This is a genomic window from Yersinia enterocolitica subsp. enterocolitica (assembly GCF_901472495.1).
In the GTDB taxonomy this organism is placed as follows: Bacteria; Pseudomonadota; Gammaproteobacteria; order Enterobacterales; family Enterobacteriaceae; genus Yersinia; species Yersinia enterocolitica.
This window is the reverse complement of the sequence record NZ_LR590469.1, coordinates 3,707,743-3,724,464: the sequence shown is the minus strand read 5'-3', so window position 1 is coordinate 3,724,464 and position 16,722 is coordinate 3,707,743. Positions and strand designations below refer to the sequence as shown.

Genomic DNA, 16,722 nt, shown 5'->3' with positions numbered 1-16,722 from the left:
GTTCTGAAGATTCAGAACAAAAAGTATCGGGCCGCCTAAGCAACCCGATGGTTTTCAATAAAAGTGTGATTACAGGTCGTAGCTCACTTGCAGCCAGAATTGGCGGCCCGGATCATAGGAGTGCAGCACCCGATCGCCATACACAAAGGTGTCGGAAACATTGCGTTTATTGAGTAGGTTATTCACCTCGATCGAGATGCCTGCCCCATAAGCAAATGCGGGCTGCCAGGTCACTTTGGTGTCCCAGCGGAAGTTACTGGCAAAATGAGTTTTTTCGTATTTCAGCATCTGAGTGCCGGTACTGGTATCGGTGTAATACTCATTCTGGTAACGCACCGCTTGATCGCGCGAACTGCGCCATTGCCACAGGTTATAGAAGGTAAGGGAGTATTCTTGCCACTCACTGGTTAGCTCCAGATTGAGCCGCCACGGCGAGTTGAAATTGGTCGATGGCAAATCTGAGGCATTAATCACTTTGCCGTCGTACCACACTTTGTCTGAATCCAGCTTGGTGTTCGGATCAAAGAAGGCATAGCCCTGATCTTTCGGCGTATTGCTTTTACTTTGCTGCCAGGTGAGTGAGCCGGTAAAAGCATGAGTTGTGGCGGCCAGTTCCCAAGGTTTGCTGTTGCTGACCGAGAGTGATACCTGGTCGTTACTGCTACGGCCACCGTTATCAAAAGTCCGAATGCGGGCTTGAGATGCACTGTTTGGATTACGGTATTTGGTGCGGCTACGCACTTCATCGTAACCCTCACGATGCACATACTGTAAGCGCCATGTGCTCTGCATCACCTGTTGCTGGAGCGCAAAACTCAGCTCATCGTTATACGGTGTCTTTAAGCTGTCGATACCTTCGAAATCTTTCACGCCATCCCAATCATTCTCGGATGGGTCCAGTGAACAGAAGTAGTAGCAATGCTCCATACCCGCGTTCTGCGCTTCGTATAAAGCGTAAGTCAGCATCGAGCGGCCATAGTAGCGGTTGGCCCCGGCGATCAGTACGGTGTCACCGGTACCAAATAGATCAAGACTGCTGCTTAGGCGCGGAGCGATATTGGTTTTCTGAACAAAATCATCGCGATCCAAACGTACACCTGGGCGTACGGTCAAGCGGCTATACTGCATGCTGTCATCCAAAAACAGCGCGTAGTTGGTGTAACCAGCCTCATAGTTACCGGCGCGGAAGCGGGTGATATAACTGGCTTCGGTGAGAGAGGCGATATCATCCGCCGCGGCACTGAATTTGTAGCGGTAATAGTCGCGATCACGGATATATCGGGCGGTCGTTTTGTTCAGTTCGAAGCCAAGATTAGGCGAGTGTTGCAGGCCTAAGGCATTAAATTCATTAAAACGCAGTACCCCTTTGGCGCTGGCGCTGTTCTGGCGAGTAGTCAAATCACCCTGCCCGCCATTGTTATAAAACTGCGGATTACGCCAATCGGTCATGTAGTCTTCTAAAGTGAAAAAGTCTTTTACGTCATTGATGCGTTCATCTTTTAGTTGCTGATAACCGGCGGTAAAATCGAGATTGGCAATATCAAAACGGTGCTCCAACTGGAGCGTGGTGCTCAATCCGTTATGGTCATTGTCATAGCCAGAGTTAATGACACTGCTGGAGAAAAGTGTGCTGGTATAAGCTGAGTAATTGGCCGATAGGTGGGCACTGGTGCGCTCATTGGCATCCCAGGAAAGCTTGGCAAAATAGTTATCAGAAACCCGCTTTTGGCTGCGATAGCCCGGAGTCACCGAGACGACTTCCAACTCGTTATTCGGGCTTAATTGCAGGCCGCTGCCACCGGTAGTGTAGGTTGGAATATCAGAGAGACGCTGCGAGGCAGAAAATACAATACCCATATTGTCGGTAATGCCAGCTTCAAACCAGCCACCAAAGCTTTGTTTATTGTATTTCGGTTGATAACGCGCCGGGCGGCTAGTGTCGTTTTTTGAACTGTCGAACTCCATATCCGGATCAGTGAAAACCTTGTTCCACGACGAACGAGTTTCCCGGTAAAAAGCATGGGCGCTGTTCTCGCCACGCCAACGGCGACTAGAGACATCCAAAGTACCGCCGGTAAAGCCACCAAACTCCACCGGAATGTTATTGTCGAATACTGTCACACTGTCGATCAGACGGCTATCGATATACATGCCCTGATCACTACTATCAATACGGGTGATGGTTTCGCCGTTACCATCGCTGGCCGGATCGATATCGTTGTTAAAGCTGACACCATCCAGATTGTAAGCATTCTGATAGCTCGACGAACCATGAATGGAAATGGCTCCGGGTTTGATTTCGCCCTGCGTCAGGCTGGTGTTGTCGCTATTGGAGAATTGCACTGCCGGATTGGTGCGCAGTAATTCGGTGATATTGCCGTTGCCGGTAGGGCGTTGGCGGATCTCTTCCGAGGTCACCACTTGCGGAGCCGACATCACGTTGTCTACAGCTGCACGCCCACCGGCCTCGCCCATCACCGAGGTAGTTGGTAACACCATGCTGCCAGCCGCAGCCCCAGATACCAGCATGGGGCGGACGACATATCCCTTACCACTGGCAACCAGTTCCAACCCGCTACCCGCCAGCAATTGCTGTAATGCACCTTGCGCGCTGTAGTTGCCGCTGAGAGCCGGAGCGCGCAAGTTACGGACATCGGACTCATCGAAAATGACGTGTAATTGACCCTGTTGAGCTACCTGAGTGATGGCATTCGCCAGCGGTTGTGCGGTCAGATTGAACGAGACATCCGCTGCCATAACGCCCTGTGTCGTTAATAGCGTTGCCAGCGCTAAAGCAGTGAGCACTGGCACCCCAGAAACTTTCTTTTTATTGTTTATCATCACGCTATTTCTTCCCTAAGAAATGTCAATGCCATGCCAATAAGCACCAGCATCAAGGAAGACGTGATAATGAGAATTATCCTCACCTATAAAATTAACTATTTTTTACTTTTTATTTAAATTTCTAAAAATCATTACGTTACCTTGCTCGTCATGCACCACATTCACCGCCAGCAGCAACGGTAATGAGTCGAGGAACTCATCTGGATGATTTAAATCCAGTGAACCGGATACCGGTAATTGCGCCAAACTGGTATCGGTCAATTCAATCTTACCCGGCCGGTAGCGCCGCAATTCAGTGATCAGTTCCCCCAAAGGGCGATTACGGAATAGCAATTGCCCGCTGCGCCATTGACCAATTTCAGCCACCGCAATTTTGCTCAGCAACAAGCGCTTCTGCGCTGGTAACAACTGCACACGGTCACCGGCATGCAGCATGACTGCCGCCATATTCGGCCTGCCGGTCATGGCGACAATCCCCTCTTTGACCACCACCGCGACCTCGCCTAAGTCGTAGCGCACATCGAATGCGGTTCCGACCACTTTCACCTCGCTCTCACCGGCGTAAACAATAAATGGCCGGGCTTTATTGGCGGCCACTTGCAGGTAAATTTCCCCCTGATCCAACCAGAGTTGACGATTATCTTTTGCATAATGAACACGAACCTGCGAATGGCGATTAACATGCACCCGGGTACCATCTGATAACACGATTTCACGACTGTAATCCGTGGTTTGCAGACTCATATCATTGGTCAGCAACGAGGGCAGTTGGCTCATCGGCAGTAGCAATGCAAACAGGAAAAATATCCCAGCGGCACAACTACGCAAGGGCCGCCAACCGCGAGTTGATTTTTCTGGCTGTGGCGCACTGGCCGGTCGGGGAATTAATGCGCAATCACCCCAAATCTGCTGCATCTGACGATAGGCCTGCGCATGGGAGGGGGAGCATTGCAACCAGGTATCCAGTTGCTGTTGTTCTTGGGTGGTTAAGCGTCGAGCCTGGCTGCGGCTGAACCATAACGCCGCTTGCTCATCAATCTCAGCGCTCAGAGAACGGCTCTCATTCATCATGTTGCTTACTCCCTTGTTCAGCAACGTGGCGCTTACAATGCAGCAATGCGCCCGCGATATGTTTTTCGACCATACTGACAGAAATTCCCATTCTCTCCGCCACTTCAATTTGGGATAAACCGTCGAAACGATGCATCAGAAAAGCCTCACGACGGCGGGGGCTAAGGCTATTTAGCGCCTGTTCCAATCGACTCAACCGCTGCTGCTGCTCCAACACATGTTGCGGATCAGCCCCGGACGGTGCCATTTCTTGCTCGGCGTCGTCATCTTCATGGCTTTGTGCCAGCGCCATACGCTGCTTGCCCGCAGCCCGCCAATGATCAATCAATACCCGATGAGCAATCTTGAAAAGAAATGCCCGCGAATGCTCGACAGGTGTCTGTTTCGCCCGCTTTAGCCACAGCGTAAAGACATCGTGCGACAGATCCGTGGCATCGCTGGCATTATCCAGCCGTTTGCGAAAGAAGCTGACCAACTGACCATAAGTGTTCTGATAGGCCAGACTCACTTTATTTGATGGCGGTTTATCCATGAATGCATCCGTTAGACAATACGGCCTCAGGCAGGCGAACGGGCAGTTACGCGGCAACCTTGCGGCATCAGGTACATTTACCCAGTGGCCCACTTTGCTGGTAGAAAAGGCTGGTGAAATAAGCAATAAAACAGCGAATTAAACGAGGGTGAATACCATAGGGTTTCACTCTTCTAAGGCTGGCGGTTATAAGCGAAAAACCCGATCAAATGCAAATGATAATCACAATAACTATCAATATCTTTATTGTTTTGTATAATCCGTCACTTATTTCCTTTGGCAGAAAAGCGTTATTTGGCGGTAAAAAATAATAAAAATATTACTAATCAAATAAATACATCATAAATAATTCGAGTTGCAGGAAGGCAGCACAGTTATGTCGATAATAAAAAATAACCATGACTTTAGAGTGGACTTACCTCTCGGACGGCCCAGGACACGCTGGAGTATCAGCTTGCTATTGGGGGTCGGGTTACACTTGCTTGCCGCTGCGTTTATGCTCGGCTGGATAAATAAAATGGCCCCCCAGGGCGTGTTACCCCCGGCGGTAATGATTGAACTGACTCTGTATCAACAAGCCAAATCGGTCCCTCGTGAAATCCCCCAAGGGCTACAGCAAAGCATGGCAGCACCGGATGATGCTCCCCCCGAAAAACGGCTGGAAGAGTTACCAAAATTAACCCACTCCGCTAAAGGCACCCATGCTATTCGACCGGAGAAAGTGGTACAGAAGAAAAAAATAGAACCGACTAAACCACGGACAGCCACTCCGCTGCCAGTCGTCGCAGAGAAGGCGGCCCCAACCACCAGCGCGCCATTACCGGGTGAGAGTCATAAAAACACTGCGACTTTTGCCAGCGATGCTTCAGCCGCAATCAGTGGGAAAGCCTCATGGCAGAGTGATGTTCTGGCCCATCTATCGCGCTATAAACGCTATCCACGAGAAGCCTTGCGTTATCGCCTGGAAGGGATCAGCCACGTACGCTTTGTTGTTGATCATAAAGGAAAAGTATTAACTGCAGAGTTGTTCGCCAGCTCTGGCGCTAAAATGCTGGATCGTGAAGCAATGATTCTGATTTCTCGTGCCCAACCGTTACCCATTCCCCCCGCCGAACTACTGCGCAACGGGGTGATTGAGTTGATAGCGCCGATTGCTTATAACGTGAAAGGTTAAAGCCAATATTCATGTTAATGATGGTAACTAAACCAGATTTGAAACCGATTAAAGCCTTACTGGCGGGTTAAACCCGCCTGAGGTTAATGACAAAGTACCCGTAACGGTGAAAACAGGCAGATCGTAAAGACGCCGTAAACCCCTCCCTGGGGGCTCGAGCCGCGCCGTCCATGGCGCGGACGCTTTACTCTTCTACCGGCCTTCACCTTGCAAGATCGAGTTATCGAGGTTTGTCAGCAGTCTGTGGCGGATTAAACCCGCCTTTAACAGTCTTATCGATTACCCATTTCAGCGCTGAATCAGATAGCGGATAGTCGGGCCATCTTGCTGAATATCCAATACCGTATAGCCATAATTTCGGGCATCTAACGGAATATTATTAATGGATTGCGGGCAGTCACTGATCACTTCCAGGATTTCGCCTGGTTTCAGTTGTGGCATCGCTTCGAGTGTGGCGACTGCTGGGTATGGGCAGGGTTCGCCCACCATATCCAAACGGTAATCCGGCACGATAGCCGTAGGTGCTGCTGAACTATCAATGGCTAAACTATCAACTGACGAAGAATGACTCATGATGGCTCCTTAATCAAAGTGGATACAGTGGCTTTTTGTTGGCGGAAGAAGCGCTTTTCCCACCACAACATGGCAGCAAAAGCGATAGCCAGCATCAGGTAAGTCACTAGTAACCCGCCAATTGGGCCGAACGTTTCCAATAGGTTGACTTTGTCATAATTGGTCGCCAATTCCGGTGCAAAGTCATCCCAATAATACGCCAGAATAGTGGCACCAATAATATTACCCAGCCCCACCCACCAATAGTGAATCTGCCCCTCTACTGCGCGATACATCCAGCCCGTTTCACAACCACCAGCCAGCACGATACCAAAACCAAATAATAAACCGCCAATCACCGCATTCGGCCCGGCCCATAGAATCTTCGGTGCGACACCCAGTTGTACATAACTGAAAATCCCAATAGCACTGACCGCCATCCCCAGAATAATCGCTTTCGCCATGTGCGTGCGCCCGGTTATCCACAGGTCACGGAAGGCAGAAGTAAAGCAAATTTGCGCCCGCTCAATCAGAAGCCCAAACCCAATTCCACATAGCATGGCGATACCCAGTTTTGGGTGGCGGAACAACTCAATCAATGACCAACCCAGCGCCAGAACAAACACCACCATGCCGAGACGAAAACGTCGCGCAGCCCTGGCTGGGTGCTGGGTTAATGGCGCAGCTGTTGTCACTTTTTGCAATTTCACCGGAATGCGAAACAGCGGCAATAGCGTGAATTTGGCACCGAAATAGGAACCAGCTGCCGTCGCGAGCGCGAAGAACCAGGCATGCAGTGAAAACTGTGGAATGCCGGTAAAGAAAGCCGCCAGATTACACCCCATTGCCAGCCGCGCACCAAATACTGAGATTTAAACATCGGCCAGCTCACACTGACACCTCCAAAATACGTATTGTCGCCGACAAGAGCAGACTCATATGCCGTAGCGAGAAAATAGATCTACGTATAATAAGCCAATTATCTCTTTAATGAAGGGATGATGTATTGAAAATTAGATGTTATGCAAAAGTTAATCCAGTATTGATATCCATGAAATTCTCCTACTCCATAAGTGTTCTCATGCGTGACGGGCACTGCTGAAAACGACGTCGGAAACTATCTGAGAAATGGGCGTGATTACTAAAACCACATTCCATGGCAATATCCGCCACACGGAGTCGCGTGGATAACAGCAGCTCACAACCTTTTTTCAAACGTTGCTCCAGTAGCCATTGTTTTGCAGACATTCCAAATTTTTCATAAAACAAAAAATTCAATTTACGTGTCGAAATTCCTAATTCACTGGCATAACGCGAAACGGTCCAGGGATTGAGGCGATTCTTCTCAAAAAACTCCAGTAATTTATTATTGGTCCCTACAATTGATTCTAATAATCTGGAAAAATAAACATAGTCCAACCCCAAACAATACAGATAAAGAAATCGCAGCGACAAAGTTCGATCAATATCAACTAATTTCTCAGCAGCACAGATAATATCGTTGTTAGCCGGTAAAATTTTACAGCGCTCATATACGTTTTGTGGCAGACGAGATTTATTCGGTTGTGCCATATTACTGGCTAAATTTTTATAGAGGGGTAAAAGGTCTATAGGATGACACAATATCGAAGTAAAAGTATTTTGTGAAAAAGAAGATACTCTCGCTTGCTCATCAGTAATCACTAGATTACCAGCAGGTACGGTATAACATACGTCGTCACTACGTAATATTTCCTCTTGTCGAAATAGAATAAATTGTATTGATTTCATAATATTCCTTCGATCATCATTATTATGATCCAAGAATGACAAATCATATGGCAAGGTGATATCCGGTATAAACCTTAAGTTTCATAAAACTGTAATTTATATTCCCTTGGCTAACATGGGGTATCCTCTGAAATCTCCCCGGCCCCGTCAAAATAATTTAATTATTTGATGATTCACTTTAATTGTCCGTTAATTTTTTGGAGTTAAATGAATCTATAACGAGTAGTAACGAAATCAGCATAATTCTTGATATCAAGTTTTGACTGTGGCGTACTAAAAAAACAGTCAGGTGACTTTATGGAAAGATCATCATCACTCGCCACGACGAGATAATCCATTGGCCATTTCGGCCAAGGGGCACCCATGAGGCCATTTAAATCATCAGGTAAAGAATAACTTTATGAATACAAAATTATTAATTGTGGACGATCATGAGCTGATTATTAATGGCATCAAAAATATGCTTGCAGCTTATCCGCGCTATCAGATTGTCGGTGAAGCGGAGAATGGGTTGGATGTGTATAACTTATGCCGCCAAACCGAGCCAGACATTGTCATAATAGATTTAGGGCTACCCGGTATGGATGGCCTTGATGTCATTATTCAACTTCGGCGCCGCTGGCCAGGCATGAAGATCTTAGCATTGACTGCTCGTCATGAAGAGCACTACGCCAGTCGAACACTAAATAATGGTGCGCTAGGGTATGTTCTGAAGAAAAGCCCACAACAAATTTTGATGGCGGCTATTCAAACTGTGGCGGCGGGTAAGCGCTATATTGATCCCGCGCTCAATAGCGCTTTATTAAGCCAATTGACCCAAGATTGCGAGACAAATCAAACCATTTTAACGCCACGCGAGCGGCAAATATTAAAGCTGATCACCGAAGGTTCTTGTAATCGTATGATTGCGAGTCAGCTTTCTATCAGTCAGAAAACCGTTGAAACTCATCGCCTTAATATGATGAAAAAACTGGATGTGCATAAAGTTGCAGAACTGATTCATTGGTCATACCGCTTAGGCTTAAATGAATAATGACAGTAAATTATCGCCATGCTTATGTTTGGTCATTAAGTAATAATAAAACCCCCTGTCGGTCTCTCTCCAACAGGGGGTTTTAACTGATAATAGAAAATATGATGGCTTGTTTTGAACAGGTATTAGTTTTGAACCGGTGTTTGCTTCGGTGCAAACAATGTTTTCTCATAAGCCTTAGCTTTCTTATGATCAAACTGATGTTCCCACTTGGCAATAACCAATACGGCTAATGCATTCCCTACCACATTCAGTGCAGTACGCGCCATATCCAGAATACGATCAACGCCGGCAATAAAGGCCAAGCCTTCCAGTGGAATACCGACACTGCCTAATGTTGCCAGCAAGACAACAAAAGAGACACCCGGAACACCGGCGATACCTTTCGAAGTCACCATCAAAGTCAGCACCAGAATAATCTCTTGCCCGATTGATAGCTCAATGCCATAAAGTTGGGCAATAAATATCGCTGCAATACTTTGGTATAATGTGGAGCCATCCAGATTAAATGAATAGCCGGTTGGTACGACAAAACTGGTAATCGCTTTTGGCGCACCATAAGCTTCCATTTTTTCGATAATTCGCGGTAATACAGTTTCAGAACTGGCCGTAGAATAGGCCAGAATCAGCTCATCTTTTAGAATTCGAATCAATGTCCAAATACGCAACTTACATAATCTCGCCACGGTACCCAGTATGACTAAAGCAAAGAAGATAATAGCGGCGTAAACCAGAACAACCAATTTGGCGAGTGGGATTAGTGATGCAAAACCAAAATTGGCGACCGTTACCGAGATCAGGCCAAACACCCCGATCGGCGCATAACGCATAATCATGTGTGTAACTTTGAACATGCTTTCAGATACTGCTTTAAACACATTCAACAGTGGTTCTTTGGTTTCTTTTGGCAATGAAGACAGCCCTAAACCAAACAACACTGAGAAGAAAATAATTGGCAACATATCGCCTTTTGCCATAGAGGCAAAGACGTTGGCAGGGATCAGCGACAAGATAGTGCTTACCAGGCTGTGGCTACCACTTTGTACTTGTTCGGTAGTTTTTTCGTACTGAGAGATATCAACCACGGTCAACGCTGACATATCAATGCCGTGCCCTGGCTGGAACACATTCGCCAAAGTGATCCCGACAATAATGGCAACAGTGGTGATAACTTCGAAATAAATGATGGTTTTCAAACCAATTCGCCCAAGCTTCTTCGCATCACCAACACCGGCAATACCTACGATCAAGGTTGAAATAACGATCGGCACCACAATCATTTTAATTAAGCGGATAAAGATATCGCCCGCCGGGCTTAAAATATTATTAACTAACCATTCTCTAGATTCAATTTGGTTATGCAAAACTGCACCAACCAAAATACCTAATACCAGTGCAATGAGTATTTGCCAGGCCAGACTTATTTTTACACTTTTCATACCCTAAAAATTCCTCAAAGCATCCCATAAAATGCAAGTTACCAAGCATCTTAAATAGAATACTTAATCATTAAGTACGGGGCTATAGTTGATAAAACTTATGGTCCAGCCTCCCGCCAGCCGTCCACGTTATAAATCAGTATCATTTCTAGGCACTCCTCTGCAAGCCTTGTTTACACTAAGCCTACATCACACCGGAGCTTGAAATCAGCCAGAGTAATCACTAATTATCAGTAAATATTTGTTATTAAAAAAGTAAAACACATCAATGACAAATAGTAACCCGACCCGTCAGTAGAAAAAATGAGCGAAATTAAATTATTGCATAATCCATAATTATGTTTTCTTTTGTGAATTATTTTGTTTGTATTTTGTTAAATGAATTTATGGTTATTCTCCGCTTATTTTGGATATTCCGCAATCAAAGTCGATTTTTTTTGAGAAAATTCTCAATTAAAGTAAAAAAATAAAAACATTAAAATGCATATTTATTCTGTTCGTTTTTTATTTTCCAATGCATATTTCATCTTAGAATATATACAGATTTTTAATTACAGTAAGATATTAAAATAATAATTCCTCTTCAGTAGTAAATGAATATTACTTTTTTAGGTTAACAATTAATACCAAAGAGTGTTAATCACGTAGCGTTAATATTCTTCGTTTTTGCCGGTCTATAGATATCCTCTTTTCGCACGAAAAATGAGCTGATGCCCACATTTTCTTTCCTTTATAACATGGTCAGATGGCAGCTCTTCTATCATTAAGATATCGATTCACCACTCAGCGCATTAAGTAAGTCTCTAAATCAGCATCTTTTATGCGTGATCTGTCGCCCAAAAAAGAAACAAAACATCTCCTCACACTATAATTAACTTTTGATTGACATATTATTAACAATCTCAAGGAGAATGATGATGAGCCAAATACATAAGCACCCTATTCCAACTGCAATTGCAGAGCATGCCCTGATAAACCCAGAACAATATCATCAATACTATCAACAGTCGGTGCAAAACCCAGATGAATTCTGGGGTGAGCATGGCAAGATTATTGATTGGATTAAACCGTATAAAACGGTGAAGAATACCTCTTTCGATCCCGGCCATGTCAGTATTCGCTGGTTTGAAGATGGTACATTGAACCTTGCAGCGAACTGTCTGGATCGCCATCTGGCAGAACGCGGTGATCAAACTGCGATTATCTGGGAAGGCGATGATCCTAATCAGTCTAAAACCGTTACATACAAACAACTTCATCATGATGTATGCCAGTTTGCCAATGTGCTGAAAAAACTGGGCATTAAGAAAGGTGATGTTGTTGCTATCTATATGCCAATGGTGCCAGAAGCTGCCGTTGCGATGTTGGCCTGCGCCCGTATTGGTGCGGTTCATTCGGTGATTTTTGGTGGATTCTCACCTGATGCAGTCGCTGGCCGAATTATCGACTCTAACTCAAAACTGGTGATTACTGCCGATGAAGGCATCCGTGCTGGTCGCGCAATTCCACTGAAAAAAAATGTCGATGAAGCGCTGAAAAACCCTGCCATTACCAGTATCAAAAATGTTGTTGTATTCCAACGAACCGGCAATGCCAGTTATTGGAAAGATGGGCGAGACGTGTGGTGGCATGACCTGATTAAAGATGCCTCGGTCGACTGCCCACCGGAAGAAATGAATGCGGAAGATCCACTGTTTATCCTTTATACCTCCGGCTCTACCGGTAAACCGAAAGGGGTATTACATACCACCGGCGGTTATTTGGTTTATGCCGCACTGACTTTTAAATACGTTTTTGATTACCACCCTGGCGATATCTACTGGTGTACTGCTGATGTGGGTTGGGTGACTGGCCACAGCTATTTACTGTATGGCCCACTGGCTTGCGGTGCCATTACCTTGATGTTTGAAGGTGTTCCAAACTATCCAGGCGTCAACCGCTTGGGTCAGGTGATTGATAAACATCAGGTCAATATTCTGTATACCGCACCCACTGCCATTCGCGCCTTAATGGCCGAAGGTGACAAAGCCATCGAAGGCACTAAACGTACTTCGTTGCGTATCATGGGGTCGGTTGGGGAGCCGATTAACCCAGAGGCATGGGAATGGTATTACAACAAAATCGGTAATAGTAAATGCCCGATAGTTGATACCTGGTGGCAAACTGAAACCGGCGGTTTCATGATAACCCCACTTCCGGGCGCTACCGAGTTGAAAGCCGGTTCCGCGACTCGTCCATTCTTTGGCGTTCAACCGGCGCTGGTAGATAACTTGGGTAATCCGCAAGAAGGTGCCGCCGAAGGTAATCTGGTCATCACCGACTCATGGCCGGGTCAGGCCCGCACCCTGTTTGGCGATCATGAGCGTTTTGAACAGACTTATTTCTCTACTTTCAAAGGGATGTATTTCAGTGGCGATGGCGCACGCCGTGACGAAGATGGCTACTACTGGATAACTGGCCGGGTCGATGATGTGCTGAACGTATCAGGTCATCGTTTGGGTACCGCTGAAATTGAATCAGCACTAGTTTCACACCCAAAAATTGCCGAAGCCGCTGTCGTTGGGGTTCCGCATAACATTAAAGGTCAGGCTATCTATGCCTACATCACCCTGAATCATGGTGAAGAACCAACACCTGAGCTATATACCGAGGTGCGCAATTGGGTACGTAAAGAGATTGGCCCAATCGCCACACCCGATATCTTGCACTGGACCGATTCATTACCAAAAACACGTTCGGGCAAAATCATGCGCCGGATCCTACGCAAAATCGCCGCAGGTGATACCAGTAACTTAGGGGATACCTCAACGCTCGCCGATCCGGGTGTCGTCGACAAGTTGCTGGAAGAAAAACAATCAATGCAAGCGCCATCGTAAATTATGCCGCCTTCGGGCGGCACCTTATTTAATGCCTCAAAGGAGAGACTCTGATGAATGACAACATTTATCAAGAGATTGAAAATAACCCGCGTTTCAAAGAGTTGGTGCAAAAGCGCAGTCACTTTACCTGGCTACTGTCGCTGATTACCTTGGCGCTGTATGTCGGTTTCATTTTCCTTATTGCTTTCGAACCACAATGGCTCGGCACCCCGCTATACGCAGGTGCGACCATTACTCGCGGCATTCCCGTTGGTGTGGGTTTGATTGTTATTTCTTTTGTTCTGACAGGTATTTACGTTATTCGTGCTAATGGCGAGTTTGACCGTCTGACGGCAGAAATTCTTCGTGAGGTGAAGCAATGAAGACTCGCCATTGGTCCGTACTTTCCTTATTGGCTCTGCCTGCTCTGTCACAAGCAGAGGCAATTACCGGTGAAGTCCATCGTCAACCACTTAATATTGAAGCAATTGTGATGTTTGTGCTGTTTGTCGGCGCAACACTATATATCACCTACTGGGCATCTAAACGAACCCGTTCACGTGGCGATTATTACACTGCGGGTGGGCGTATAACCGGTTTCCAGAATGGTTTGGCGATTGCCGGTGACTTTATGTCTGCGGCCTCATTCCTCGGTACTTCTGCATTGGTTTATACCTCCGGTTACGATGGTCTGATTTATTCCATTGGCTTTTTAATCGGCTGGCCAATCATTCTATTTTTAATCGCTGAACGTCTGCGCAACCTGGGCCGCTATACTTTTGCCGATGTGGCATCTTACCGGCTGAAACAAAGACCTATCCGTACCTTATCTGCCTGTGGCTCGCTAGTTGTAGTGGCTTTATACCTGATTGCACAAATGGTCGGGGCCGGTAAATTAATTGAGCTGCTGTTCGGTTTAAACTACCACGTTGCCGTAGTATTGGTCGGTATCTTGATGGTGATGTACGTCCTGTTTGGTGGCATGTTGGCCACAACATGGGTACAGATAATCAAAGCCGTATTACTGCTGGCTGGCGCATCCTTTATGGCCCTCATGGTGATGAAGTCGGTTAACTTCAACTTCAATACACTGTTCAGCGAAGCGGTTAAAGTTCATCCTAAAGGGCTGTCAATCATGAGCCCTGGGGGGTTGGTATCCGACCCTATATCCGCCTTGTCTCTTGGTCTGGCATTGATGTTTGGTACCGCTGGCTTGCCACATATTCTGATGCGCTTCTTTACTGTAAGTGATGCCAAAGAAGCACGTAAAAGCGTGTTTTATGCAACAGGCTTTATCGGTTACTTCTACATATTGACCTTTATTATTGGTTTTGGCGCGATCCTGTTAGTCGGCCCAAATCCAGCCTTTAAAGATGCGGCCGGCGCATTGCTGGGCGGCAATAATATGGCGGCAGTTCATCTGGCTGATGCTGTAGGCGGAAGTTTCTTCTTGGGCTTTATCTCAGCAGTTGCCTTTGCAACTATTCTTGCGGTGGTCGCGGGCCTGACATTAGCGGGTGCCTCTGCGGTTTCTCATGACCTTTACGCCAGTGTCATCAAGAAGGGCAAAGCAAATGAGCGAGATGAATTGAAAGTATCGAAAATCACCGTCGTGGTTTTAGGGTTTGTCGCAATCGGCTTGGGTATTTTGTTTGAAAAACAAAACATTGCCTTCATGGTTGGTCTGGCATTCTCCATTGCCGCCAGTTGTAACTTCCCTATTATTTTCATTTCTATGTATTGGGAAAAGCTGACGACTCGCGGAGCAATGATTGGAGGCTGGTTAGGATTACTAACTGCGGTCATCCTGATGATTTTAGGCCCAACAATCTGGGTAACTATCCTGGGACATGCAAAACCAATTTATCCCTATGAATACCCTGCACTATTCTCAATGATAGTAGCATTCGTCGGGATCTGGTTCTTCTCCATTACCGATAACTCAGAAGAGGGCCAGCAAGAACGGCTGCGCTTTAAAGCCCAGTTTGTACGTTCACAAACTGGCTTGGGTGCATCTCAGAGCAGCTCTCACTAATTCGGTTGATTTCACACAAGGCCCTGCGGGGCCTTTTTTTATGGTTTGAGCCAGCGATCTAACCACGGGAACACCACATCTTGCTGTTCTTGATAAAATACATGCCCCAATGCTGGCCAATTGCGAGTGACCAACCTTGACTCCGCATTCTGTGAACGCCAAATGGCATGTACTTTGTTATATGCCTCTTGCACAGCATCCGATGGGAATAACTTATCTTTTCCGCCGTTAAAAAGTAGCATCGGCTTTGGTGCGGCTAAACTGGCAATGTCTGGAAAATCTAATTTATTGGCAATGCCAGGATGCAGCATATAGAACGCAGATTGTCCGCGAAGTACGTTATTCCCTGGTGTCATCAGGCCTTGGTAGTTGCCAAACCAAGATATAGCAGCAGTTGCAGCCACTTTATCGGACAATGCAGCTAGTTGCCAAGCGCGATAAGCACCCATAGAAAAACCTACAATGCCAATACGCTGCGGATCAACTGATGGCAATGTCGCCAGAAAATCAACAGTTCGCATATCTTCATAAGCCATTGTTCCTGCTAATGATCGCCCAAGATTAAAGAAGTTGCTGGCTACAGCTTGTTGCTGCTCATAGCTGATAGGGCCTCTATCGCCCCAACCAATAGCATCGATGGATAGCACCACATAGCCTCGTTTTGCCAATTCATCGCCAATGAACTTACCGCTGAAGAATTTATCTGACCATGCTTGTGCTGAGGCAAGCTGCACGCTATCCCCCCAAGGACGAATCATTTTCTCTTTGCCGATATCAAACTTGGAGCCATGATCATGCAATAAAACAATCGCCGGATGAGGCCCTTTGCTCTTTGGCGTCAATAGTAACCCCTGCACTCGGCTTTCATCTGTGATATTAAACACTATCTTTTCAGCAATATAGCTACCACGTTCTTGTTGATCGATCTTTTCTGCGGAGAAAGCAATTGTTGAGTCAGGAGTGAGTAGTGCCTGTCGAAGAATTTTCCTGGTATCACTCTTCCACAAAGCAAAATCAGTATATTTGCCTGCTAACCATGAGCTTTGATAAGTCATTTGCTTTTTTAGCTGTGGATAAAATACCGGTAGGTTGCTTTCAGTAATGGCTGCTTTTTGGTATGTCACTGGGCTTGCCTGAACCGCTGTACAGGTAAGAGTCGTCGCCAATATTGCAGTAATTGCGGTATATACAAGGAGACCAGCATTCATTTATGACCTCAATAATCAAAACATAGTTTCAATTTTAGAGTCAATGATTCTAAGGGAATGAGGCTTTATTTCTGTGGTCGTGGTTATAAAAATGGCAGAAAGATTAAGACAGTAGGAATATTGTCTTGGCATCCAAGTATTCTTGTCAGCTTAGATATATGCAATGACCGCATACCTGTATATGTGTGATTCATATATTGTTAAGT

The 16,722-nt window shown here is 46.1% G+C and carries 12 protein-coding genes and 1 pseudogene; 5 read left to right on the top strand and 8 right to left on the bottom strand.

Annotated features, from left to right (window positions below):
- Positions 1-69 precede the first annotated feature (69 nt).
- From FGL26_RS17655 to FGL26_RS17645, 3 genes are all read right to left on the bottom strand, one after another.
- A complete protein-coding gene (locus FGL26_RS17655; RefSeq protein ID WP_005175625.1) occupies positions 70-2,841 on the bottom strand; it encodes a TonB-dependent receptor in 2,772 nt (923 codons plus the stop codon).
- Positions 2,842-2,946: 105 nt separating this feature from the next.
- Positions 2,947-3,915, bottom strand: a complete 969-nt coding sequence (locus FGL26_RS17650) for a FecR family protein (protein WP_005175626.1) — start codon at positions 3,913-3,915, stop codon at positions 2,947-2,949.
- Positions 3,905-4,447 carry an RNA polymerase sigma factor gene (locus FGL26_RS17645; RefSeq protein WP_005156585.1) on the bottom strand — a complete coding sequence of 181 codons (543 nt, stop codon included), beginning with the start codon at positions 4,445-4,447 and terminating at the stop codon, positions 3,905-3,907. The genes FGL26_RS17650 and FGL26_RS17645 overlap by 11 nt, the downstream gene beginning before the upstream one ends.
- A gap of 454 nt (positions 4,448-4,901) precedes the next feature.
- Here FGL26_RS17645 and FGL26_RS17640 point away from each other — a divergent pair, with 454 nt between their 5' ends.
- The gene (locus tag FGL26_RS17640) at positions 4,902-5,621 is read left to right on the top strand and encodes an energy transducer TonB (protein WP_005175629.1); all 720 of its coding nucleotides are present in this window, start codon (positions 4,902-4,904) and stop codon (positions 5,619-5,621) included.
- A gap of 288 nt (positions 5,622-5,909) precedes the next feature.
- Here the strand turns inward: FGL26_RS17640 and yedF are convergent, their stop codons facing one another.
- The 3 genes and pseudogenes from yedF to FGL26_RS17625 all read right to left on the bottom strand — a co-directional run bounded on the left by yedF (position 5,910) and on the right by FGL26_RS17625 (position 7,943).
- Positions 5,910-6,194: a sulfurtransferase-like selenium metabolism protein YedF gene (gene yedF / locus FGL26_RS17635; protein ID WP_005156598.1), complete on the bottom strand. Its 285-nt coding sequence runs from the start codon at positions 6,192-6,194 to the stop codon at positions 5,910-5,912.
- Positions 6,191-7,045: pseudogene (gene yedE / locus FGL26_RS17630) on the bottom strand (selenium metabolism membrane protein YedE/FdhT); the annotation flags it as partial. The gene yedF and the pseudogene yedE, both read right to left, overlap by 4 nt.
- Positions 7,046-7,235: 190 nt before the next feature.
- Positions 7,236-7,943: a helix-turn-helix domain-containing protein gene (locus tag FGL26_RS17625; protein WP_032903298.1), complete on the bottom strand. Its 708-nt coding sequence runs from the start codon at positions 7,941-7,943 to the stop codon at positions 7,236-7,238.
- Between the two features lie 400 nt (positions 7,944-8,343).
- Between FGL26_RS17625 and FGL26_RS17620 the strand changes: the two genes are divergently transcribed.
- Positions 8,344-8,976: a two component system response regulator gene (locus FGL26_RS17620; protein WP_005175643.1), complete on the top strand. Its 633-nt coding sequence runs from the start codon at positions 8,344-8,346 to the stop codon at positions 8,974-8,976.
- 125 nt (positions 8,977-9,101) lie between these two features.
- Here the strand turns inward: FGL26_RS17620 and gltP are convergent, their stop codons facing one another.
- Positions 9,102-10,415 (bottom strand): glutamate/aspartate:proton symporter GltP, encoded by a 1,314-nt coding sequence (gltP, locus tag FGL26_RS17615; protein WP_005175646.1) that lies wholly within the window; start codon positions 10,413-10,415, stop codon positions 9,102-9,104.
- A 917-nt stretch (positions 10,416-11,332) separates the two neighbouring features.
- Here gltP and acs point away from each other — a divergent pair.
- From acs to actP, 3 genes are read left to right on the top strand one after another with little or no spacing between them, the layout of a single operon-like run.
- Positions 11,333-13,291, top strand: a complete 1,959-nt coding sequence (acs, locus tag FGL26_RS17610; protein WP_005175648.1) for an acetate--CoA ligase — start codon at positions 11,333-11,335, stop codon at positions 13,289-13,291.
- Between the two features lie 53 nt (positions 13,292-13,344).
- Positions 13,345-13,656 (top strand): DUF485 domain-containing protein, encoded by a 312-nt coding sequence (locus tag FGL26_RS17605; protein WP_138060257.1) that lies wholly within the window; start codon positions 13,345-13,347, stop codon positions 13,654-13,656.
- A complete protein-coding gene (gene actP, locus FGL26_RS17600; RefSeq protein ID WP_138060256.1) occupies positions 13,653-15,308 on the top strand; it encodes a cation/acetate symporter ActP in 1,656 nt (551 codons plus the stop codon). The genes FGL26_RS17605 and actP overlap by 4 nt, the downstream gene beginning before the upstream one ends.
- A gap of 38 nt (positions 15,309-15,346) precedes the next feature.
- Here the strand turns inward: actP and FGL26_RS17595 are convergent, their stop codons facing one another.
- Positions 15,347-16,516 (bottom strand): dienelactone hydrolase family protein, encoded by a 1,170-nt coding sequence (locus tag FGL26_RS17595; protein WP_005175653.1) that lies wholly within the window; start codon positions 16,514-16,516, stop codon positions 15,347-15,349.
- Positions 16,517-16,722: the final 206 nt, after the last annotated feature.

Excerpts from the sequence above, each read along its gene's own strand:
- acs (WP_005175648.1), top strand. The coding sequence starts at position 11,333 with ATGAGCCAAATACATAAGCACCCTATTCCAACTGCAATTGCAGAGCAT.
- FGL26_RS17620 (WP_005175643.1), top strand. The coding sequence starts at position 8,344 with ATGAATACAAAATTATTAATTGTGGACGATCATGAGCTGATTATTAAT.
- actP (WP_138060256.1), top strand. The coding sequence starts at position 13,653 with ATGAAGACTCGCCATTGGTCCGTACTTTCCTTATTGGCTCTGCCTGCT.
- FGL26_RS17645 (WP_005156585.1), bottom strand. The coding sequence starts at position 4,447 with ATGGATAAACCGCCATCAAATAAAGTGAGTCTGGCCTATCAGAACACT.
- yedF (WP_005156598.1), bottom strand. The coding sequence starts at position 6,194 with ATGAGTCATTCTTCGTCAGTTGATAGTTTAGCCATTGATAGTTCAGCA.
- gltP (WP_005175646.1), bottom strand. The coding sequence starts at position 10,415 with ATGAAAAGTGTAAAAATAAGTCTGGCCTGGCAAATACTCATTGCACTG.
- FGL26_RS17595 (WP_005175653.1), bottom strand. The coding sequence starts at position 16,516 with ATGAATGCTGGTCTCCTTGTATATACCGCAATTACTGCAATATTGGCG.
- FGL26_RS17605 (WP_138060257.1), top strand. The coding sequence starts at position 13,345 with ATGAATGACAACATTTATCAAGAGATTGAAAATAACCCGCGTTTCAAA.
- FGL26_RS17655 (WP_005175625.1), bottom strand. The coding sequence starts at position 2,841 with ATGATAAACAATAAAAAGAAAGTTTCTGGGGTGCCAGTGCTCACTGCT.
- FGL26_RS17650 (WP_005175626.1), bottom strand. The coding sequence starts at position 3,915 with ATGATGAATGAGAGCCGTTCTCTGAGCGCTGAGATTGATGAGCAAGCG.
- FGL26_RS17625 (WP_032903298.1), bottom strand. The coding sequence starts at position 7,943 with ATGAAATCAATACAATTTATTCTATTTCGACAAGAGGAAATATTACGT.